This is a genomic window from Pseudomonas sp. (assembly GCF_030684895.1).
Taxonomy (GTDB): Bacteria; Pseudomonadota; Gammaproteobacteria; order Pseudomonadales; family Pseudomonadaceae; genus Aquipseudomonas.
This window is the reverse complement of the sequence record NZ_JAUXXP010000073.1, coordinates 1-22,299: the sequence shown is the minus strand read 5'-3', so window position 1 is coordinate 22,299 and position 22,299 is coordinate 1. Positions and strand designations below refer to the sequence as shown.

General features: G+C 59.1%; 19 protein-coding genes. 14 read left to right on the top strand and 5 right to left on the bottom strand.

Features of this window, described 5'->3' with window-relative positions; genetic code table 11:
* Positions 1-348 precede the first annotated feature (348 nt).
* The 4 genes from xdhA (at position 349) to guaD (ending at position 6,627) form a co-directional block, all read left to right on the top strand.
* Entirely contained in the window at positions 349-1,788 is a 1,440-nt protein-coding gene (xdhA, locus tag Q8M42_RS16405; protein WP_304867244.1) for a xanthine dehydrogenase small subunit, read from the top strand.
* Positions 1,781-4,177: a xanthine dehydrogenase molybdopterin binding subunit gene (gene xdhB, locus Q8M42_RS16400; protein WP_304867247.1), complete on the top strand. Its 2,397-nt coding sequence runs from the start codon at positions 1,781-1,783 to the stop codon at positions 4,175-4,177. The genes xdhA and xdhB overlap by 8 nt, the downstream gene beginning before the upstream one ends.
* A gap of 248 nt (positions 4,178-4,425) precedes the next feature.
* Positions 4,426-5,262: a xanthine dehydrogenase accessory protein XdhC gene (gene xdhC, locus Q8M42_RS16395; protein ID WP_304867250.1), complete on the top strand. Its 837-nt coding sequence runs from the start codon at positions 4,426-4,428 to the stop codon at positions 5,260-5,262.
* 60 nt (positions 5,263-5,322) lie between these two features.
* Positions 5,323-6,627: a guanine deaminase gene (guaD, locus tag Q8M42_RS16390; protein WP_304867254.1), complete on the top strand. Its 1,305-nt coding sequence runs from the start codon at positions 5,323-5,325 to the stop codon at positions 6,625-6,627.
* A 63-nt stretch (positions 6,628-6,690) separates the two neighbouring features.
* Here guaD and Q8M42_RS16385 read toward each other — a convergent pair whose 3' ends face one another.
* A complete protein-coding gene (locus Q8M42_RS16385; protein WP_304867256.1) occupies positions 6,691-7,458 on the bottom strand; it encodes a GntR family transcriptional regulator in 768 nt (255 codons plus the stop codon).
* A 626-nt stretch (positions 7,459-8,084) separates the two neighbouring features.
* On the opposite strand from Q8M42_RS16385, the gene Q8M42_RS16380 reads away from it, so the two are divergent.
* Together Q8M42_RS16380 and Q8M42_RS16375 are read left to right on the top strand one after the other, a co-directional pair.
* Entirely contained in the window at positions 8,085-9,434 is a 1,350-nt protein-coding gene (locus tag Q8M42_RS16380; protein ID WP_370692712.1) for an NCS2 family permease, read from the top strand.
* Between the two features lie 199 nt (positions 9,435-9,633).
* Entirely contained in the window at positions 9,634-10,260 is a 627-nt protein-coding gene (locus Q8M42_RS16375) for a LysE family translocator (RefSeq protein WP_304867259.1), read from the top strand.
* 205 nt (positions 10,261-10,465) lie between these two features.
* Here the strand turns inward: Q8M42_RS16375 and uraH are convergent, their stop codons facing one another.
* Positions 10,466-10,819, bottom strand: a complete 354-nt coding sequence (gene uraH / locus Q8M42_RS16370; protein ID WP_275962911.1) for a hydroxyisourate hydrolase — start codon at positions 10,817-10,819, stop codon at positions 10,466-10,468.
* A 413-nt stretch (positions 10,820-11,232) separates the two neighbouring features.
* Between uraH and puuE the strand changes: the two genes are divergently transcribed.
* The 7 genes from puuE (at position 11,233) to Q8M42_RS16335 (ending at position 18,567) form a co-directional block, all read left to right on the top strand.
* Positions 11,233-12,174: an allantoinase PuuE gene (puuE, locus tag Q8M42_RS16365; RefSeq protein ID WP_304867263.1), complete on the top strand. Its 942-nt coding sequence runs from the start codon at positions 11,233-11,235 to the stop codon at positions 12,172-12,174.
* The gene (gene uraD, locus Q8M42_RS16360; RefSeq protein WP_304867266.1) at positions 12,171-12,701 is read left to right on the top strand and encodes a 2-oxo-4-hydroxy-4-carboxy-5-ureidoimidazoline decarboxylase; all 531 of its coding nucleotides are present in this window, start codon (positions 12,171-12,173) and stop codon (positions 12,699-12,701) included. Before puuE ends, uraD begins: the two co-directional genes overlap by 4 nt.
* 50 nt (positions 12,702-12,751) lie before the next feature.
* A complete protein-coding gene (alc, locus tag Q8M42_RS16355; protein ID WP_304867269.1) occupies positions 12,752-13,747 on the top strand; it encodes an allantoicase in 996 nt (331 codons plus the stop codon).
* A gap of 134 nt (positions 13,748-13,881) precedes the next feature.
* Positions 13,882-14,385 (top strand): ureidoglycolate lyase, encoded by a 504-nt coding sequence (locus tag Q8M42_RS16350; RefSeq protein WP_304867272.1) that lies wholly within the window; start codon positions 13,882-13,884, stop codon positions 14,383-14,385.
* A gap of 47 nt (positions 14,386-14,432) precedes the next feature.
* Positions 14,433-15,764 carry a urate hydroxylase PuuD gene (locus Q8M42_RS16345; protein WP_304867275.1) on the top strand — a complete coding sequence of 444 codons (1,332 nt, stop codon included), beginning with the start codon at positions 14,433-14,435 and terminating at the stop codon, positions 15,762-15,764.
* Between the two features lie 352 nt (positions 15,765-16,116).
* Positions 16,117-17,613 (top strand): nucleobase:cation symporter-2 family protein, encoded by a 1,497-nt coding sequence (locus Q8M42_RS16340; RefSeq protein WP_304867278.1) that lies wholly within the window; start codon positions 16,117-16,119, stop codon positions 17,611-17,613.
* An 81-nt stretch (positions 17,614-17,694) separates the two neighbouring features.
* Positions 17,695-18,567: an outer membrane protein OmpK gene (locus Q8M42_RS16335; RefSeq protein WP_304867281.1), complete on the top strand. Its 873-nt coding sequence runs from the start codon at positions 17,695-17,697 to the stop codon at positions 18,565-18,567.
* Between the two features lie 160 nt (positions 18,568-18,727).
* On the opposite strand, the gene Q8M42_RS16330 is transcribed toward Q8M42_RS16335, so the two are convergent.
* Positions 18,728-19,549 (bottom strand): transporter substrate-binding domain-containing protein, encoded by an 822-nt coding sequence (locus Q8M42_RS16330; RefSeq protein ID WP_304867284.1) that lies wholly within the window; start codon positions 19,547-19,549, stop codon positions 18,728-18,730.
* 71 nt (positions 19,550-19,620) lie between these two features.
* Entirely contained in the window at positions 19,621-20,613 is a 993-nt protein-coding gene (gene moaA, locus Q8M42_RS16325) for a GTP 3',8-cyclase MoaA (protein ID WP_370692713.1), read from the bottom strand.
* A gap of 215 nt (positions 20,614-20,828) precedes the next feature.
* Between moaA and Q8M42_RS16320 the strand changes: the two genes are divergently transcribed.
* Positions 20,829-21,473 carry a TetR/AcrR family transcriptional regulator gene (locus Q8M42_RS16320; protein WP_304867290.1) on the top strand — a complete coding sequence of 215 codons (645 nt, stop codon included), beginning with the start codon at positions 20,829-20,831 and terminating at the stop codon, positions 21,471-21,473.
* A 170-nt stretch (positions 21,474-21,643) separates the two neighbouring features.
* Here the strand turns inward: Q8M42_RS16320 and Q8M42_RS16315 are convergent, their stop codons facing one another.
* Entirely contained in the window at positions 21,644-22,084 is a 441-nt protein-coding gene (locus tag Q8M42_RS16315; protein ID WP_090386575.1) for a heme-binding protein, read from the bottom strand.
* Positions 22,085-22,299 lie beyond the last annotated feature (215 nt).

Sequence of the window (22,299 nt, the reverse complement as noted above, 5' to 3'; positions counted from 1 at the left end):
GGGTGCAGGGGTTGGTGTGTTTGGCGACTGCCAATTTACCTGCATCCCTGACTGTCAATCCTCTCTTTCCCACGATCCCGCGAAGAACCTTTTTTATGCCCTGCACTTTTTTCTGCACCACCTTGCTTGGCATAAAAGCGGCTAGCGTTTAACCGGAATACAGGGCTTTTCGCGCTCATAACTGAATCGTATGACAATCGCCTGACCAAAGAGTCAAATATTTGTTGACCCTAAAGTCAGAAAACTCTAGATTCGCCTCATGCCAAGCCGTGTGGAAACGCTGCGCCGTTGTGTGCAGCGTTTCAGCAGAGCCTGATACGAGAACAATAAAGTGCCTGGAGGTCGTCCTTGATCCAGTTTTTACTCAACCGGGAGCTGCGTACTGAGCATGCCCTGGACCCAAACGTCACCGTGCTCAATTACCTGCGTGAGCATCTCGGCAAATCCGGAACCAAAGAAGGCTGCGCCTCTGGCGATTGCGGTGCCTGCACCGTGGTAGTCGGTGAGCTGGATGGCGAGCGCGTGCGTTATCGCACCCTCAACTCCTGCCTGACCTTCGTTTCCAGCCTGCACGGAAAACAGCTGATCACGGTTGAAGACCTCAAGCACCAGGGCCAACTGCACAGCGTGCAGCAGGCCATGGTCGACTGCCACGGTTCGCAATGCGGCTTCTGTACACCTGGTTTCGTTATGTCGCTGTTCGCCTTGCAGAAGAACAGTAACGGTTTCGACAAGGCTGACACCATGGAAGCCCTGGCCGGCAACCTCTGCCGCTGCACCGGCTACCGCCCGATCATCGATGCCGCCGAACAGGCCTGCTGCCAGAAGCAGCCGGACCAGTTCGACGCAGACGAAGCGCAAACCGTCGCGCAATTAAAAGCCATCGCCCCGCAGGACACCGCAGAGCTCAACAGCGGCGACAAACGCTGCCTGTTGCCGCTGACTGTGGCTGACCTGGCCGATATCTACGCAGCCAACCCGGAAGCACGCCTGCTCGCTGGCGGCACCGACCTGGCGCTGGAAGTCACCCAGTTCCACCGCGAATTGCCGGTGATGATCTACGTTGGCCATATCGAAGCGATGAAGCGCGTCGAAGTGACCGCCGAGAGCATCGAAATCGGCGCGGCCACAGCTCTCTCAGATTGCTACGCAGCCCTGGCCCAAGACTACCCGGACTTCGGCGAGTTGCTGCACCGCTTCGCCTCCCTGCAGATCCGCAATCAGGGCACCCTGGGCGGCAATATCGGCAACGCCTCGCCGATTGGCGACGCCCCGCCGCTGCTGATCGCCCTTGGCGCGCAGATCGTGCTGCGTAAAGGCAACACCAGCCGCATTCTGCCGCTTGAAGATTACTTCCTCGATTACAAGGTGACTGCGCGCCAGGAAGCCGAATTTATCGAGAAGATCATCGTGCCGCGCCATCAGGCCAATCAGGCGTTCCGCGCCTACAAGGTGTCCAAGCGTCTGGACGATGATATTTCCGCCGTCTGCGCCGCCTTCAACCTGGTCGTTGAAGATGGCGTAGTGCAGAGCGCACGCATCGCCTTCGGCGGTATGGCTGCCATCCCGAAACGCGCCGCTGCCTGTGAAGCTGCGCTGCAGGGTTCAGCCTGGTATCCAGGCGTGATCGAACGCGCCTGCGCTGCGCTGGCCGAGGATTTCACCCCGCTCAGCGACTTCCGTGCCAGCAAGGAGTACCGCCTGCTCACTGCACAGAATCTGCTGCGTAAATTCTTCCTCGAGCTGCAAGCTCCCGAAGTCGAAACCCGGGTGACCGCCTATGTCTAACCACATCCAGCACAAAACCCAAGCCGAACTGGCCGAACTGTTCCGCGCCGATATCACCACTGGCGTCGGCAAGAGCGTCAAACATGAAAGCGCGGACAAACACGTCTCCGGCGAAGCCATCTACGTCGACGACCGCCTGGAATTCCCCAACCAGCTGCACGTCTATGCCCGCATGAGCGACCGCGCCCACGCGCGCATCGTCAGCATCGATACCAGCCCTTGCTACCAGTTCCCAGGCGTGGCAATTGCCATCACCAAGGATGACGTACCCGGCCAGCTAGATATCGGCCCGGTCGTGGCCGGTGACCCGCTGCTGGCGGACGGCAAGGTTGAATACGTTGGCCAAGTGGTGATCGCCGTCGGCGCCGACAGCCTGGAAACCGCACGCAAAGCGGCCATGGCGGCAATCATTGAGTACGAAGACCTTGAGCCGGTACTCGACGTGGTCGACGCGCTGCGCAAGAAGCATTTCGTCCTCGACAGCCACCAGCACAAGATCGGTAATTCCGCCGCCGAACTGGCCAGCGCGCCACGCCGCCTGCAAGGCAGCCTGCATATCGGCGGCCAGGAACACTTCTACCTGGAAACCCAGATTTCCTCGGTCATGCCCACCGAAGACGGCGGCATGATCATCTACACCTCGACGCAGAACGCCACCGAAGTGCAGAAGCTGGTGGCCGAAGTGCTCGGCGTGCCGATGCACAAGATCGTTATCGACATGCGCCGCATGGGTGGCGGTTTCGGCGGCAAGGAAACTCAGGCCGCGGGACCTGCATGCCTGTGTGCGGTGATCGCGCACCTCACCGGCCGGCCGACCAAAATGCGCCTGCCGCGCGTCGAGGACATGCAGATCACCGGCAAGCGTCACCCCTTCTATGTCGAATACGATGTCGGCTTCGACGACAACGGCCTGCTGCACGGCATCGAGATTGAACTCGCCGGCAACTGCGGCTACTCGCCAGACCTGTCCGGCTCGATCGTCGACCGCGCGATGTTCCACTCCGACAACGCCTACTTCCTCGGCAACGCCACCATCAATGGTCACCGCTGCAAGACCAACACCGCGTCGAACACCGCCTACCGCGGCTTCGGCGGCCCGCAGGGCATGGTCGCCATCGAAGAGATCATGGATGCGGTCGCCCGCAGCCTGGGCAAAGACCCGCTGGAAGTGCGCAAGACCAACTACTACGGCAAGACCGAGCGCAACGTCACCCACTACCACCAGACCGTCGAGCACAACGTTATCCACGAGATGACCGCCGAGCTGGAAGCCAGCAGTGACTACGCCAAGCGCCGCGAAGAAATCCGCGCATTCAACGCCAAGAGCCCGGTGCTGAAGAAAGGCCTGGCGCTGACCCCGGTGAAATTCGGTATCAGCTTTACCGCCACTTTCCTCAACCAGGCTGGCGCGCTGATCCATATCTACACCGACGGTTCGATCCACCTGAACCACGGCGGCACCGAGATGGGCCAGGGTTTGAACACCAAGGTCGCGCAGATCGTCGCCGAAGTGCTGCAGGTGGATATCTCGCGCATCCAGATCACCGCCACCAACACCGACAAGGTGCCAAACACCTCGCCGACTGCCGCCTCCAGCGGTGCCGACCTTAACGGCAAGGCCGCACAGAACGCTGCCGAAACACTCAAGCAGCGCCTGGTCGACTTCTTGGTGCGCGAATACAAGGTCACACCGGAAGATGTTGAGTTCCGTAACAGTCAGGTGCGCGTGCGCGACCTGTTCCTGAGCTTCGAGGAAGTGATCCAGAAGGCCTATTTCGGCCAGGTATCGCTCTCCAGCACCGGTTTCTACCGCACGCCGAAGATCTTCTATGACCGTGACAAGGCTGCCGGCCGTCCGTTCTACTACTTCGCCTACGGCGCCGCCTGTTCGGAAGTGATAGTCGATACCCTGACCGGTGAGTACAAGATGCTGCGCACCGACATCCTGCATGACGTCGGCGCTTCACTGAACCCGGCACTGGACATCGGCCAGGTCGAAGGCGCCTTCGTCCAGGGCATGGGTTGGCTGACCATGGAAGAGCTGGTGTGGAATGGCAAAGGCAAGCTGATGACCAACGGCCCGGCCAGTTACAAGATTCCCGCCATCGCCGATATGCCGCTGGACCTGCGCGTCAACCTGGTGGAAAACCGCAAGAACCCGGAAGACACCGTATTCCACTCCAAGGCCGTTGGTGAGCCACCATTTATGCTCGGCATCGCCGTGTGGTGTGCGATCAAGGACGCCGTGGCCAGCCTGGCTGACTACCGCGTACAGCCGAACATCGACGCCCCGGCAACCCCTGAGCGCGTGCTTTGGGGTGTGGAGCAGATGAAGAAACTGCAGCAGAACGCCAAGTCGGCCGCCGCTGCCGAGGTTGAACCGGCCTAACGCCAACCACCTTGGTGGATGTGCTGCGCGACATCCACCCTACGGGGTACCCGTAGGGTGGACAACCGCGAAGCGTTTTCCACCATGGGCGTGAATGAACAACGAAGCAGGTGTACAACAATGACAAAACACACCGAAGCGAAACCGCAAACACCGCGACCAACTCCAGTACCGATACTGGACCCGTCGCCAAGCAACTGGCGCCTACCGCGGCCCGGACAACTGCCACCTACCTGGAGGCTGAGCAAATGAGCTGGATCAGCGCCCTCGCCGAACTGCAGCAGCAAGGTCAGCCTTGCGTGCTGGTGACCATCATCGAAGAACGCGGCTCAACCCCGCGCAATGCCGGCTCGAAAATGGTGGTCACCGCTGACCGCATCTTCGAGACCATTGGTGGTGGTCATCTGGAATACAAAGCGATGGAGCTGGCCCGCGAAATGCTTAGCAGCCGCAGCCAGGACACCCGCCTGGAACGCTTCAGCCTCGGCGCCAGCCTCGGCCAATGCTGCGGCGGCGCCACTGTATTGCTGTTTGAACCCATGGGCCAGCCGCAGGCACAGATCGCCGTGTTTGGCGCTGGTCACGTCGGCCGCGCCCTGGTGCCGCTGCTCGCCAGCTTGCCGTGCAAGGTGCGCTGGATTGACTCGCGGGAAAACGAGTTTCCCGAGCAGATCCCGGCAGGGGTGGAAAAGGTGGTGAATGACGAGGTGATCGACGAGATCGAACGCATGCCCGCCGGCAGCTACTTTATCGTCATGACCCACAACCATCAGCTCGATCTGGAGCTGACTGCAGAAATCCTCAAGCGCAATGATTTTGCCTACTACGGCCTGATCGGCTCGCAGACCAAGCGCGCCAAATTTGAACACCGCCTGCGTGATCGCGGCTTCGACCCAGCAGTGGTAGCGCGCATGCGTTGCCCCATGGGCATTGCCGAGGTGAAAGGCAAGTTACCGGTGGAAATTGCCGTGTCCATCGCCGGCGAAGTGATCGCCACCTACAACGCCGCCTTTGGTCAAGAGAGCAAAAAGGGCCAGCCCAGCGTGGCCAAGCTGCTGCCCGCCTCTCGCCGCAGCCAGGCCTGACTATTTGCTCAGGTGCCCGCCGCCTGAGCGACCAACTCCATAGATTGAGATCAGCGTTACATGACTAGTCCAGTGAAAGCCTACCGCGCCGCCATCCTGCACAGCATTGCCGACCCTGCCGTGGTGGGCGTTGAGCAATCCTATGAGTATTTCGAAGACGGTGTGCTGGTTGTCGAGAACGGTCAGGTGACCAAAGTCGGCCACGCGGTAGACCTGCTGCCAACGCTCAAGGGCGTTGAAATCACTGAGTATCGCGATGCTCTGATCACCCCCGGCTTTATCGACACCCATATCCACTACCCGCAAACCGGGATGATCGCCTCCTACGGCGAACAGCTGCTGGACTGGCTGAACACCTACACCTTCCCCACCGAACAGCAGTTTGCCGACAAGGCCCATGCCGCCGACGTGGCCGGTATCTTCCTGAAAGAGTTGCTGCGCAACGGCACCACCACCGCGCTGGTATTTGGCAGCGTGCACAAGCAATCGGTAGACGCCTTCTTCGAAGCCGCCGAAGCGCTGAACCTGCGCATGATCGCCGGCAAGGTGCTGATGGACCGCAATGCCCCGGACTACCTGACCGATACACCGGAATCCGGCTACGCCGACAGCAAAGAGTTGATCGAACGCTGGCACGGCAAAGGCCGCCTGCATTACGCGGTGACCCCGCGCTTCGCTCCAACCAGCACACCGGAGCAACTGACCCTGGCCGGTAAACTTCTGGGCGAGTACCCGGATCTGTATATGCACACCCACCTGTCCGAGAACCGCAAAGAAATCGAATGGGTGAAAGCACTGTTCCCCGAGCGCAAGGGCTACCTGGATGTGTACGACCACTACAAGCTGATCGGCGCGCGCTCGGTATTCGCCCACGGCGTGCACCTGTGTGACGACGAGTGCAAACGCCTGGCCGAAACCGGCTCGGCAGTGGCCTTCTGCCCAACCTCCAACCTGTTCCTCGGCAGCGGCCTGTTCGACCTCAACAAGCTTGAAGAGCACGGTGTGCGCGTCGGCCTGGGCACCGACGTGGGCGCGGGCACCAGCTTCAGCCAGCTGCAATCGCTGAACGAGGCCTACAAGGTCATGCAACTGCAGGGCAAGAAGCTCGACCCGTTCAAGTCGCTGTACCTGGCCACACTCGGCGGCGCCAACGCGCTGTACCTGGACGACAAGCTGGGCAACTTCGAGAGCGGCAAAGACGCCGACTTTGTGGTGCTCGACTACAACGCCACGCCGCTAATCAGCTACCGCATGCAACAGGCCAAAACCCTGGACGAAAGACTCTTCGCCCTGACCATGCTTGGCGACGACCGCGCGATCAAGGAAACCTTCGCCGCCGGCCAATCGGTGCATCGTCGCGATTGAGGTGGGTAAAACCCCGACCAAGAAAAAGCCCGCTTATTGAGCGGGCTTTTTTGTTTATGCCTGTTACACAGATCCGCGACTTACCGCTTTCTTCTTGGCGCTCGGCAGCAGGTGCGAGAACACCGCGTGCAGGTCATCGGATGCAGTTTCGCCGTCCAGATTGAGCTTGGCGTCAACGCTGTCCATGTGGCGCATCATCAGGTCCACCGCCACTTCAACATTGCCGGCCTCGATGGCGTCGATCACCTGGTCATGTTCGGCATCCGAGCAATGGGTGCGGCTGTTGCTTTCGTACAGGGCAATGATCAGCGAGGTCTGCGAAATCAGGCTGCGCAGAAAGCCCAACAGGGTTAGGTTGCCAGCGGCTTCCGCGAGCTTCAGGTGGAACTCACCGGACAGGCGAATGCCCATGCCGCGATCACCACGAGCGAAGCAATCGCGCTCATCAATAACCATCTGGCGCAGCGCGGCAATCTGTTCTGGCTTGGCGTTCTTGCAGGCCAGTTCGGTAATCGCCCGCTCGATCATCCGGCGTACATAAAAGATCTGCCGCGCTTCTTCCGCACCCGGGCTGGCCACTACCGCGCCACGGTTAGGCCGCAGCAGCACCACGCCTTCGTGGGCCAGGCGCGATAAAGCGCGACGGATGATGGTGCGGCTGACGCCGAAGATTTCACCGAGCGCCTCTTCACTGAGCTTGGTGCCAGGCGCCAGACGCTGCTCGAGAATGGCATCAAAGATATGGGCGTAAACGACATCGTCCTGAGTCCCGCTGCGAGTGCTCTTGCCTTCGCGCGTCTGCTTCTTAAGGGGCTGCAATTGTTCGTTCATTGGGGCTCGCGTGATCAAGGTTCGGCGGTTGCTGATGCAACTCTACTGCGTGTTACCCACCCTCTGGCAAGCAGTACATCAGTAGAAAGTCACAAATAAAAAGCCCTTGCATTGTACACAATGTGATCAGTGCGTACACCGCAGCAACGCATAACGATCAGGCAAACGTGCATTTGCACGCGCTTTACAGTCGCACTTCTCGGCCGAAGAGCGTACGGGCAGCAGATTCATTTCGTATATGCAGCATTTCTCTTGTTCGCAAATCTGCTTAGCAAAAGCCTAGGTAAGTCACGACACACACACCGCGATACCCCTGAGTACTGTCGAAGACCCTTTGATCACGGGGGTGGCATTGACTCGCGTGGCCTTTTATCTGAATACACCGGTACACATCAGGAAAAGAGCCGGTAATGCATAGGTGAAAAAACCGGGTACATACGGAATTTCAAGCAGAAACATTATTTGCTTTTTTTGTATACAACATCATAATCGGCCTCAGCGTTATTTCTTGACCTATAGGTCAGCTAAGCACGCCAGCAAGGCAAAAAACACCACCTACCTCAAGAGTCGAGCAGTGCGCAGCACAGGCTCTGGGTGGCACACAACAAGAGATGAGGAGTACCCCTGTGGAAAGCGCTAAACAAGAACAACAGGCGACGCAGATGCAAGACCTGATCAAGCCCGGTCTGCTTGACCGCTTCTTCAAGCTGACCGAACACCGCACCACAATCAAAACCGAGCTGCTGGCGGGCCTGACGACTTTCGTCACCATGGCTTACATCATCTTCGTCAACCCCAATATCATGGCCACGGCTGGCGTCGATCACGGCGCGGCGTTTGTCGCCACCTGCATCGGTGCGGCCATCGGTTGCTTCCTGATGGGGCTGTATGCCAACTGGCCAGTCGGCCTGGCACCGGGCATGGGTCTGAATGCCTTCTTCACCTACACCGTTGTCGGTGAAATGGGCTACAGCTGGCAGGTCGCCCTCGGCGCGGTATTTATCTCCGGCGTGCTGTTTATGATCATGAGCCTGTCACGCATCCGCGAGTGGCTCCTCAATAGCATCCCCATGAGCCTGCGCTTTGCCATGGGCGCTGGGGTTGGGCTGTTCCTCGGGCTGATCGGTTTGAAGACTGCAGGTATTGTCGTCGACAGCCCGGCCACCCTGCTGACCATGGGCTCGTTCGGTGAACCCAGCGCAATCCTGGCTGCCGTGTGCTTCCTGCTGATTGCCGTGCTTAGCCATCGCAACGTGTTTGGCGCCATTCTGTTCAGCATGCTCGGCGTAACTGCCGTTGGCTGGGCACTGGGCCTGGTTGAATACAACGGCCTGGTTTCCATGCCGCCAAGCCTGGCGCCGACCTTGATGGCACTGGATATCGCCGGCGCCTTCAACATTGCCATGATCAGCGTGATTCTGGCCTTCCTCTTCGTCAACATGTTCGACACCGCCGGCACCCTGATGGGCGTCGCCCATCGCGCCAACCTGGTGGATGAAGACGGTAAGATCCAGAACCTGTCCAAGGCCCTTAAGGCTGACAGTACCTCCAGCGTGATCGGTGCCTTTGTCGGTTGCCCGCCGGTGACCAGCTATGTGGAAAGTGCTGCAGGCGTTGCGGCGGGTGGCCGTACTGGCCTGACAGCTGTTGCCGTGGGCGTGCTGTTCCTCTGCGCGATGTTCTTTGCCCCGCTGGCCGGGATGATCCCCGCCTACGCCACTGCTGGTGCGTTGATTTATGTGGCGATGCTGATGATGAGCGGCATGGCGCATATCGACTGGAAAGATCACACCGATACCATTCCGGCAATCGTCACCGTGGTCATGATGCCGCTGACCTTCTCCATCGCCAACGGCATTGCCCTGGGCTTCCTGACCTACGCAACACTGAAATTGCTGACCGGTCAGCGCGACAAGGTATCGCTGAGCTTGTACGTTCTATGCATCATTTTTATCGCCAAGTTCGCCTTCCTCTAATTGAAAACTACTGCGCTCGACTATGCAGCGTTGAAGTCAGGCTCAAAATGCTCATGTACAGTCGTACACTCCGCTTTTTCGCCTGACTTCGCCTTGCCTAGTCATCGCTCGCTACGTTTTCAAAACAAAGGAACATGAACCAAGCAAAACCTAAGCCCTGATATGGCGTCGGGGCTTTTGCACATCTGGAGAATCGCTAATGAGTCTGGAAACCTGGCTGTTGTTCGCAAGCGCTGCACTGGTGGTGATTCTGATTCCGGGGCCATTGTCACTGCTGATGGTCAGCAACAGCCTGAACTACGGTCTGCGCCGCTCGGCCCCGGCGTTCGTTGGCGGCGTATCTGCCTCGATCTGCTTGTTGAGTGCCTCGGCGCTCGGCCTTGGTGCGCTGTTGTTGGCCTCCGAGCAGTTGTTCAGCCTGCTCAAGCTGGTCGGCGCGCTGTACCTGTTCTACCTCGCCTGGCAAAGCTGGCAGGAGTCACGCCAAGCTGCCAAACCGGTGAAGGCCGAGGAACAGCCGGTCAATCCAGGTTTTCGCAGCATGTTCTGGAAGGCCTTCGGCCTCGGCGCCAGCAACCCCAAGGACATTCTGTTCTTCGCCGCCTTCCTCCCGCAGTTCATCAGCGCCGAGCGACCCATGCTTGGCCAGCTGCTGGTGATGATCGCCACCTGGGCAGTGTTAGATCTGGCCTGCAAGCTGTTCTACGGCCTCAGCGCCCAGGGCGCGGCGCGCTACCTGCGTTCGGGCAAGGGCCAGGTGTGGTTCAACCGCATCAGCGCGGCCTTGTTTGGCGGGGCTGGCGCGGCTTCACTGCTTAGCCGCTGACAGCGACAACCTGCCAAGGCTTATCCACGTCACCATCTGTAGGAGCGGGCCATGCCCGCGAACCGATATCGCGGGCATGGAACTGCGCGTCGCGCCCGCTCCTACTCCAGCGCTTGAAACCCGACAAATCGCAGGCAAAAAAAAGCCCGCAGTGTGTACGGGCTAAGGACTCTTAAATTGAGTCAGAGGGTGACAAGCATTCGGTTCAGCTACCGCGGTAGGTGGAGTAGCTGTAAGGGGAAATCAGCAGCGGTACGTGGTAATGCTCCTGCCCGGCATCGATGCCGAAACGCAGCACCACAACATCCAGAAAAGCCTGTTCAGGCAATTTGACGCCGCGCGCGCGGTAGTAATCGCCGGCATGGAAATGCAGCTGGTAAACCCCACTGCGGTAATCGTCACCCTGCAGCACCGGCGCATCACAGCGGCCGTCGTGGTTGGTGACAACGCTATTGAGCAGCTCCAGCTGAGCCCCTTCAACGCGATACAACTCAATCTTCAATTCGCTGCCTGGGCAACCGTGGGCGGCATCCAGTACGTGTGTGGTCAATCGTCCCATCGCTTATGGGCACCTGCGTAGATAAGCCTACGTAGACGCCGCACCTCCTCTACTTTTATTGAATTCGGCAGATTTATCAGGCTAAGCAGCCTCGACTGAGCTGAAGCATAGCATGCTGAAATTCAAAAATAAGACACTTTTATAAAAAACTGTACACAATAAATCGATCATTACGCCTGCTTAGCGCACCGTAACCGGGCAGTAAATCGACCATAAGTGCTTGCGAGCACTGCTTTTGCACAGCAACAGCTGACGCATTGGGCAGATTCAGCATTAAGGCAAAATTTCACAAAATAAGTGAATTTTAGATTTACAAGATGCGAAGCACTTTGTATACAATTAGCCCATCACGGTCGTGCAACGCATTCATGCCTGCCCAATGACCGCCACAAACAGCAAGAAGGAAGACTGCAGTGAGCGCTGACTACCCACGCGACCTGATCGGTTACGCCAACAACCCGCCCCACCCGCATTGGCCGAATGATGCGCGCATCGCCCTGTCGTTTGTTCTCAATTACGAGGAAGGCGGCGAACGCAACGTGCTGCACGGCGACAAAGAATCCGAGGCGTTTCTCTCCGAGATGGTTTCCGCGCAGCCGCTGCAAGGCCAACGCAACCTGTGCATGGAGTCGCTCTACGAGTATGGCAGCCGTGCCGGCGTCTGGCGTTTGCTGAACCTGTTCCAGAAACACAGCATCCCGCTGACCATCTTTGCCGTGGCCATGGCCGCGCAGCGTCACCCGGATGCCATCAAGGCGATGGTCGCCGCCGGTCACGAGATCTGCAGCCACGGCTACCGCTGGATCGACTACCAGAACATGAGCGAAGCCGAAGAGCGCGAGCATATGCTCGAAGCCATTCGCATCCTGACTGAACTGACCGGCGAACGCCCGGTGGGCTGGTACACCGGTCGTACCGGGCCGAACACTCGCCGCCTGGTCCGTGAAGAAGGTGGCTTTCTGTATGACAGCGACACCTACGACGACGACCTGCCCTACTGGGACCCGGCCAGCACCGCGGCCAAACCGCACCTGGTGATTCCTTACACCCTGGACACCAACGACATGCGCTTCACCCAGGTGCAGGGTTTCAACAAAGGCGATGACTTCTTCGAATACCTGAAAGACGCCTTCGATGTGCTGTACGCCGAAGGTGTGGCCGGCGCGCCGAAGATGCTTTCGATCGGCATGCATTGCCGCCTACTCGGCCGCCCGGCGCGTCTGGCGTCACTGGCGCGCTTCCTTGAATACGTGCAGAGCCACGAAAAAGTCTGGTGCGCCCGCCGCGTCGACATCGCCAAACACTGGCACGCGACCCATCCGCTGCAAGAGCCATCCAAGGAGAGCTCGAAATGAGCCGTTTTCAAACCCTGACCCCGTCCCACCTGAGCCGTGAAGACTTCGTCAACGTCTTCGCCGACATCTACGAGCATTCGCCCTGGGTTGCCGAGAAGGCTTTTGACCTGGGCCAGGACGCCGGGAGCCCGGACGCCAGCATTGACGAAATCAACGGCCTGCATCAGCGCATGGCCGACCTGTTGCTCAGTGCCAGCCACGCTGCACAGCTGGCGCTGATCAATGCTCACCCGGATCTGGCCGGCAAGGCAGCCGTTCGTGGTGAGTTAACCGCCTCTTCGACGTCGGAGCAGGCCGGTGCGGGCATTCATGAATGCACCGCAGAAGAGTTCGCCCGCTTTACCGAACTGAACGATGCCTACAAGGCCAAGTTCGGCTTCCCCTTCATCATGGCGGTGAAAGGCAGCAATCGGCACCAGATCCTGGCGGCCTTCGAGGAGCGGATTCATAACTCCCCGGAGCAGGAATTCGCCTGCGCCCTGGCCGAGATCAACAAGATCGCGCTGCTGCGCTTGCAGCAGCTGTAGGCCGCACGCCCACCGCCCTCCCCAACGCCATCATCTAAGGCAGACATTTCATGAAAGCTTACGCCGTACCCTTTGAGAAATACGTCAACCTCGCCGACGCACGCCTGGGCACCAAGGCCATCTCGGTCACCGACGACTGGTTCGCCGACGTTAACCGTCTGTTCCAGCCGACCCCGGCCGTATGGAAGGAGGGCGTGTTCGATGACAACGGCAAGTGGATGGATGGCTGGGAATCGCGCCGCAAGCGCTTTGAAGGTTACGACAGCGCGGTGATCCGCCTGGGCGTACCGGGTTCGATCAAGGGTGTGGACATCGACACCAGTTTCTTCACCGGTAACTTCCCGCCGTCGGCGTCCCTGGAAGGTTGCTTTGTGGCTGAAGGCGACCCGAGCGACGCTACCGAGTGGACCGAAGTGCTGGGCGCAGTAGAGCTACAAGGCAATAACCACCACTACCATGAAATCACCAATGCCCAGGCCTTCACCCACCTGCGCTTCAACATCTACCCGGACGGCGGTGTCGCCCGTCTGCGCGTATACGGCGTGCCGTTCCGCGACTGGTCCAACACCGGTGACAACGAACAGGTCGACCTGGCTTCTGCACTGAATGGCGGTCGCGCCCTGGCCTGCTCGGACGAACACTTCGGCCGTATGAGCAACATCCTCAACCCGGGCCGTGGCATCAACATGGGCGACGGCTGGGAGACTGCACGTCGCCGTACCCCAGGTAACGACTGGGTGATTGTCGCCCTTGGTCATCCGGGTGAGATCGAACGCATCGTCGTCGACACCCTGCACTTCAAGGGCAACTACCCGGACAGCTGCTCGATCCAAGCGGCCTTCGTCAAAGGCGGCACCGACAGCCAGATCGAGACCCAGAGCCTGTTCTGGCGCGAGCTGCTGCCAAGCCAGAAGCTTTCGATGCACGCCGAGCATGAGTTTAGCGAGCAGATCAAAGCCCTCGGCCCGATCACCCACGTACGGGTGAACGTGTTCCCGGACGGTGGCATCAGCCGTCTGCGCCTGTTCGGCAAAGTCGCCAAGTAAATGCACGACCTGTAGGAGCGGGCTTGCCCGCGATGCTCTTAAACACTCACAGCATCGCGGCCAAGGCGGAGTGCCGCCCAGCCGCTCCTACAAAAGCAAAGCATCGACAACGAACTTAAAAACAGAAGACCCACATGAGCACATTGATCATCGAGCCGCTGAGCAAAGAAGCCTTCGCCCCCTTTGGTGACGTTATCGAAACCGAAGGCAGTGAATTCTTCATGATCAACAATGGCTCCACTCGCCGCTATCACAAACTGGCCACGGTCGAGACCGCACAGCCAGAGGATAAGGCGATCATCAGTATCTTCAGTGCCGAGGCGCTGGATATGCCGCTGACCATTCGCATGCTGGAGCGACATCCGCAGGGCAGTCAGGCGTTTATCCCGCTGCTCGGCAATCCCTTTCTGATCGTGGTCGCGCCACTTGGCGATGCACCTGAATCAGGGTTGGTCCGCGCCTTCCGCAGCAACGGCAAGCAGGGCATTAATTACCATCGCGGCGTTTGGCACCACCCGGTGCTGACGATCGAAAAGCGGGATGACTTCCTGGTGGTTGATCGCAGTGGTTCTGGCAACAACTGCGATGAGCATTTCTTTAGTGACGACGAGCTGTTGCTCCTCGCCCCCCACCAATAAGAGAAGCCCAGCACCGGCGTGCCGGCACTGGGAATGAGGTACTGATTGTGGAAGCACATTTGATTGAGTGGCTGAACCTGAGCATTCGCTGGGTGCATATGATCACCGGCGTGGCCTGGATCGGCGCATCCTTCTATTTCGTCTGGCTGGAAAACAACCTCAACCGCAGCAATCCCCGCGAAGGCCTGTCTGGTGACCTTTGGGCGATTCACGGTGGCGGCATCTATCACCTGGAAAAGTACAAACTGGCCCCACCGAAAATGCCGGAGAACCTGCACTGGTTCAAATGGGAGGCCTATTTCACCTGGCTGTCGGGCATCGCCCTGATGCTAGTGGTCTACTACCTCAACCCGAGCCTGTACCTGGTCAAACCGGGCGTTGATCTGGCGCCGGAAATGGCCATTGCCATCGGTTTCGGTTCGATGATTGCGGGCTATATCGCGTATCACTTCCTTTGTGACTCGCCGCTGGGTAAACGCCCGGCGCTGCTTGGCGCTGTGCTGTTCGTGCTGATCATCGCTGCCGCCTATGGCTTCAGCCAGATTTTCAGCGGTCGCGCCGCCTATATCCATGTCGGCGCCATTATCGGCACCATCATGGTCGGCAATGTGTTCTTCACCATCATGCCGGCCCAGCGCGCGCTGGTTAAGGCGATTGAAGACAACACCACGCCGGACCCGACCCTGCCGGCCAAAGGCCTGCTGCGCTCGCGCCACAACAACTACTTCACCTTACCGGTGCTGTTCATCATGATCAGCAACCACTTCCCAAGCACCTACGGCAGCCAATACAACTGGCTGATCCTGGCGGGCATCGCGATGCTGGCGGTACTGGTGCGCCATTACTTCAACACCCGTCATGACAGCAGCAAGTACGTCTGGACCCTACCTGCCGCCGCACTGGGCATGATCTGCCTGGCGTTCGTTACTGGCCCGAGCATGAAGGCCGCTGCGCCGCAGGAGCCGCAAGCTGCAGTAATCAAGTACGCCCCGGTTCCGGCTACGGGTATCAGCGGTCACCCGGAAGTTGTCGCCAAGGCTGCCGACACAACCGCAAAACCAGCAGAAGCCACAGCGGCTCCTGAGACCAGTGCTCCGACTGAAGCCACAACGGGCGCTGGTGGCTTTGCCCAGGTCAAGAGCGTGATTGAGCAACGCTGCAGCGTGTGCCACTCGGCCACGCCCAGCAGCCCGATGTTCAGCGCACCGCCTGCCGGCTTTATCCTCGACACGCCGGAGCAGATCAAGGCCCAGGCCGCGAAGATTCACGCGCAAAGCGTTGCTTCGCAGATCATGCCGCTGGGCAATATCACCCAGATGACCCAGGAAGAGCGTCAGCTGATCGGCGCCTGGATCGACCAGGGCGCTCAGCTCAACTGATCCAGCCAAATGCCGCGCCCACAAGAGCGCGGCATTGCTTTATCTACCTGCGCACCACCCGCGACGCCGGGTAATTTGCCTCTGTGCCAAGCCTGCACAGGCTTGGGTGTAGAAACACGTCCCCCTCGAAAACACTCCGCTTGCCACGAGCAATAGCTGGCTGCACAGCTATCTGACTGATGGTTCATTTTTTGTGCACAATCTTAAAATAAATTGTTTTTATCACTGTGAACAAGTTGCTATAGTCGATCCATTCTGACCAGGTGGACAACTTCTACGCCGGTACAGAACAGAGGCGCCGTGAAGCCTCGCCAAGCCCATGACCGTATAAAAACAACTGGCAGGCTCTGATATGACCACGACTCGCAGCACAGAGACCACGGCTCCGCCTGTGGCAAACAACGACCTGATCTACCAACTGCACGACACCCCGGCCTTTGCTCCGGCGATCTTCGCCGCGTTGCAGCACGTACTGGCCAGCTTCGTCGGCATCATCACCCCTACCCTGATTGTCGGTGGCGTCCTCGGCCTCGGCGCCTATGTGCCGTATCTGGTCAGCATGGCGCTGTTCGTGTCCGGCCTCGGCACCTTTATCCAGGCCAAGCGCATTGGCCCGGTCGGCTCCGGCCTGCTCTGCCTGCAGGGCACCAGCTTCGGTTTTCTCAGCGTGATTCTCAGCGCCGGGTTTATCGTCAAGGGCCGTGGCGGCAGTGAGGAAGAAATTCTCTCGACGATCTTTGGCGTGTGCTTCTGCGCAGCCTTTGTCGAGATCGCCTTCAGCCAGTTCATCAACAAGCTGCGCCGGGTGATCACCCCGGTGGTTACCGGCACCATCATCTGCTTGATGGGCTTGTCGTTGATCAAGGTCGCCATGACTGATATCGCCGGCGGTTACGGCGCCGCAGATCTCGGCGCGCTGCACCATCTGGGTCTCGGCGGCTTGGTACTGGTCACCATCGTGATCCTCAACCGCTTCCCGTCGCAGGTGGTGCGCCTCTCGGCGGTGATCATCGGCCTGGTGCTGGGCTTTAGCGTGGCCTGGTTCACCGGCAAGGTGGACTTCGCCAATATGGCCCAGGTGCCGCTGATCAGCGTGCCGGTACCGTTCAAATACGGCTTCAACTTTGACTGGGTAGCGTTTGTGCCGATTGCGGTGATCTTTCTGATCACCCCGTTGGAAACCGCAGGCGACCTGACGGCCAACTCGATCATTTCCAAGCAGCCGGTCAAAGGCCCGCTGTATATGCGTCGAATCAAATCCGGGGTCTTGGCCGATGGTTGCAACTCGGCTATGGCGGCGATGTTCAACAGCCTGCCGATGACCACCTTCAGCCAGAACAACGGCGTGATCCAGCTGACCGGCGTGGCCAGCCGCCATGTGGCCTTCTACATCGCCGCCATTCTGGTGCTGCTGGGTCTGTTCCCGGCAGTAGGCGCGGTATTGCAGCTGATGCCGAAACCGGTGCTCGGTGGCGCCACGCTGATCATGTTCGGCACCGTGGCCGTGGCGGGGATCAAGATCCTTACCGAGGCGGGCCTGCATCGCCGCAACGTGCTGATCGTGGCCATCTCCCTGGGCCTGGGCCTGGGTGTTGCGGCCGTCCCGGAAGTGCTCTCGCAGATGCCCGATGCGCTGAAGAACATCTTCGGCTCGCCCATCACCATCGGTGCCTTCAGCGCCATTGTGCTGAACATCTTCCTACCGGAAGAGCATCTGCAGCTGGAAGAAAACGACTACGACCCCGAGGCGCACCTGCACACCGTGCTGCAAAACCCGCAGGACGACAGTGCAACGGATGCGCCTAACAGCGGCCGTAACGAGTTCAACGTGGCCCCACGTACCAGCTGAACCACCCTCCTTTGCCTGACAGATCCTGCGGTTCGCCGCAGGGTCGAGAAACCTTGTACGTCCAATAATAAGGAAACCATGATGAAACTGAAGCACCTGCCCCACGGCATCGCCCTCTCGGCTGGACTGTTTTCCGGTCAACAGGCCTTGGCCAGTGACGCCTTCCTCTGGCAAGACACCAGCCTCTCCTACCTCTACGGCAGCAACTTCCAGCGCCTCAACAACAACGCTGAAGAGCAGCGCTCACAGAGCACCTTTACCCTGGAAAACGCCAGTGGCTGGAGCTGGGGCGACACCTTCTTCTTCCTCGACTACATCGACGCCGATAACGCCCAGGCACGCGGCAGCAACTTCGGCAACCTGAACGTCAAAGAGAAGAACAGCTTCTATTACATGGAATTCTCACCCCGCGTCAGCCTCAGCTGGTTGACCGGCCAGGACCTGTCCGTAGGTCCAATCAAGGACGTCAAGGCCGCCTTCACTTATGAGAAAGGCAATGGCGGCCCAGGCACCGAGAACTACCTCTATGGTATTGGCCTGGACTGGGACGCGCCGGGCTTCGCCTTCCTGCAGACCAACCTGTACCGCGTGAAGATCAACAACCACATCTTCTTCGACCATGACTTCAAGGCCAGCGAACAAGGCAACGGTTACACCACCCAGCTGACCGTAGCCGGTGCCTACCCGTTCGCCATTGGCGAACAAGACTTCGTGGTCGACGGCTATATCGACTGGCGCGCCCCATCCAAGGACGCCGGCACCCAGACTTCGGTCGGCTCCTCGATCCAGATCAAATGGGATGCCGGCAAGGCGCTGTTCGGTGAAGGTCGCAAGCTGTATGTCGGTACCGAGCTGAACATGTGGCACAACAAGTACGGCATCAAGCCAATCGACGGCTCCACCAATGGCTTCGATCAGACTGCCGTACAAGCGCTGGTGAAGTACCACTTCTAAGCCTATGCGCTTGATGCGGATCGCCGGGTAGGCGGCACCCGCACGAAAAGGGGATGGCCTTGTTGCCATTCCCTTTTTTATTGCGCCAAGGCCACAAGCAGACTGCTATTGCGCGCAGAAAAAAACTGCTCACTGGAGCGGTTTTTGTTCGCTCAGCACATTACTGTGATTGCGCGTCTTTGCGCTTCTGCCGCTCGATAAACTCCAGCTTCCACTGCTCCAGGCCGATGCGCTCGGCATCCAGATTGGCCTCGACCTTGTACTGGCTTTTCAGCGCGGCAATTTCACTCTGCTGCTCGACCAGGAAGCGATCGAAACGCTGCATAAAGGCTGTGTGCTTGAGTGTCGACAGCTTAAAGCTGCCACGGTTGTGCGGCAGCTGCGCATCGAAGATCAGTGCACCCGGTTTTGCGCGGATGTTGTCCAGATAATGAGTCGCCACCACCACGTTGAAGTAAGCGCCATCGGTGTCTTTCTTCAGCGCCTGGCGGATCATCTGGCGCAGATCATCGCTGTAGGTCAGCTCGATCTGCCCAGCATCGATACGCTCCTGATAGCCCCAGGGCGTCCAGCCGTTGACCATGGCCAAGCGCTTGATCTGCTCAATAGGCTGACCATGGCGCTGCGGCGCCACCAGCACGCCATCGACATACTCGACCACGCCTTGGCTGTAGCTCAGGGTCTTGCCGGCTTTCTGCGCTGGCGCCCAGGTTTCGCTGTCGGGGTATTTGAAGTCCACCTGGCCGCTGAGCAATGCGGGCAACAGTTGTTCAACGGGCAGCACCTTGTAGCTCAGCTCCACCCCGCTGGTTCGCGCGAACAGGTCAAAAAGATCACGGGCAAAACCCTGGTACTGGCCTTGCGCATCGATGCTGTAGTGCGGCGCAAAGGCCAGTTTCTCTACACCGATCACATAACTTTCAGCGCTAACCGCGCTGGAACAGACAACGGCGAACAAACTGCAGACGTGCGAGGGCTTCACAGCAAACCTCCTGTTTAATTATGAGAGTGGAACAAAGGAACCGCCCAAGGCGATGAAGTCGCGGCTAGGGGCTAGCCACCGGTCATGCTCATAAAGCGAATAACCTGTACCTGGGCATCGCTCTCGAAGTGATGACGCTCAGGCTTCAACTGCAAAGCCTGCATCAAGGCATCACGCAGACGCTGGCTGTCACCCGGATGGGCACGCATCAGATTTTTCAGGTCCAGGGCATTCTCATGCCCCAGGCAGAGCACCAGTTTGCCCTCTGCGGTGACGCGCACGCGGTTGCAGTCGCCGCAGAAGTTGTGGCTGTGCGGTGAAATAAAGCCAACCTGGGTGTCGCTGCCGACCACCTGCCAGTAGCGCGACGGCCCGCCGGTCAGTTTGCTGCTGCGCACCAGAGTATAACGCTGCTCGATGCGCTCACGCACCTCATCACTGGAGCAGAAAGTCTGCTCGCGCTGGTGGCTGGAAATACTGCCCAGCGGCATTTCTTCGATAAAGCTGATGTCCAGGCCGCGCGCCATGGCGAACTCGACCAGGTCGAGTACTTCGTCATCGTTGCGGCCTTTCTGCACCACGGCATTGAGTTTGATCTTGCGAAAACCCGCAGCGCGCGCCACCTCGATGCCTTCGAGCACCTGATCGAGCTTGTCGCGTCGGGTAAAGGCGGCAAAACGCTCGCGCTGCAGCGAATCCAGGCTGACATTCAGGCGCTTGACCCCTGCTGCGTGTAACTGCGGCGCCAGGTCAGCCAGCTGTGAGCCATTGGTGGTGATGGCCAGGTCTTCCAGCTCCGGGCGCTGGCCCAGGCGGGTCAGCAGGCTGAGCAGGTTCTTGCGTACCAGCGGCTCGCCACCGGTGATGCGGATGCGTTTGACCCCTAAGCCGATAAAGGCGTCCGCCACTGCATAGAGTTCTTCAAGGCTGAGGATCTGCTCGCGCGGGGCGAACACCATGTCCTCACTCATGCAATAGGTGCAGCGGAAATCGCAGCGATCGGTAACCGATAACCGTAGATAGGTGATGCGCCGTCCGAAGGGGTCGACTAGTTCATTGTTCACGACGTGTCTCCTGGAGCTCAACGAGCCGAGACTTTTTGTTATGAGTACATAAGCCGAGATAAAAACAGAAAAACTAAATGTTGTATACAACAACCTGACCTAAAAGTCAGATAGCCCGCCAGAGCCCAGGCCACAAGCCTTGAGCGCCGCGCAAAGCCGGTGCTACCATCCCGGCGCTGCCCAGCGACGGGCGTTCGACAGAAGCAAAGAGGCTTATGACCAGTATTCGCGAGCGTAACAGAGAGCTGATTTTACGCGCAGCCAGTGAGGAGTTCGCCGACAAAGGCTTTGCTGCCAGCAAAACCAGCGATATCGCCGCCAAGGCCGGGGTGCCCAAGCCCAACGTTTACTACTACTTCAAGTCGAAAGAAAACCTCTACCGCGAAGTGCTGGAAAGCATTATTGAACCGCTGCTGGAAGCTTCCGCGCCGTTCAATCAGCCGGGTAAACCCGCCGACGTGCTACGCGCTTATATCCGCTCGAAAATCCGCATCTCCCGCGAGCTGCCGTTTGCCTCCAAGGTGTTCGCCAGCGAAATCATGCACGGCGCGCCGCATCTGTCCGCCGACCAGACCGCGCAACTTAATGCCCAGGCCAAACACAATATTTCCTGCATCCAGGGCTGGATCGACCAGAGCCTGATGGCCAAGGTTGACCCGCATCACTTGCTGTTCAGCATCTGGGCCGCAACTCAAACCTACGCCGACTTCGACTGGCAGATTTCCACCGTGACCGGCAAAGCCAGCCTGGATGAAGCCGACTACGAAGCCGCCGCGCAGACCATCATCCGCTTGGTGATCAAGGGCTGCGAGATCGACGAAACTCAGCCCAGCTCATCCGAGCAGGTCACCAACGCCTAAGCCTGGTTATCCGCCCTGCCCTTGGTTTAAAGCGGCAATTAATAAAAACGGTGAATGCCGCAAAGCATTCACCGTTTTTTATTGCCTACGAAACCTGTGGGAGGCGCTTTAGCGGCGAGCTGTTAATCGTTACAGTCGCGGCTGAAGCCCCTCCCACAAGCCGTCCACTATCAAGCAGCGATACCCGCATCCGGCTTAAGCCCAACCGATTCCACAGCGCTGACGGCGCACTGCTCATCGATATCCGAGGTATCGCCTGTGATGCCCACTGCGCCTATCACCTCGCCGCGCTCATCACGGATCAGCACACCACCCGGTGCCGGCACCAGCTGACCGTCTGCCAGGTTGTTTACCGCGCCGATAAACGCCGGGCGCTGTTGTGCGTCGGCGGCGATAAGACGCGAGCCCTTGCCCAGTGCCAGCGCGCCCCAGGCCTTGCCGATAGCAATTTGTGGGCGCAGCAGGCTGGCGCCGTCTTCACGCTGCAGGCTGATCAGGTGCCCACCGGCATCCAGCACGGCCACGGTCAGCGGTGCTGCAGAGATTTCCCGGCCGACAGCCAGGGCGCGATTACTGATGGTGGTGGCGATTTGCAGATTCAACGTACTCATGTTGGGTCTTCCTCGATGCTGATAAATATTAGGGTCTGTTGCGGTTTCATCGCGAACCGCGTTGCAGCAAGAAATGGCCCCCGGTTAGGCGCAGGACGCAGGTAATGGTTGTTCCCTTGCCAAGTCCTGCAACAACAGCGGGGGCCATTTCCTGCGCAACCCGAAGGGCCGGGCCGGTTTTTGCGCGATGCGGCGTTCCTCGTCGCTTATTTGGA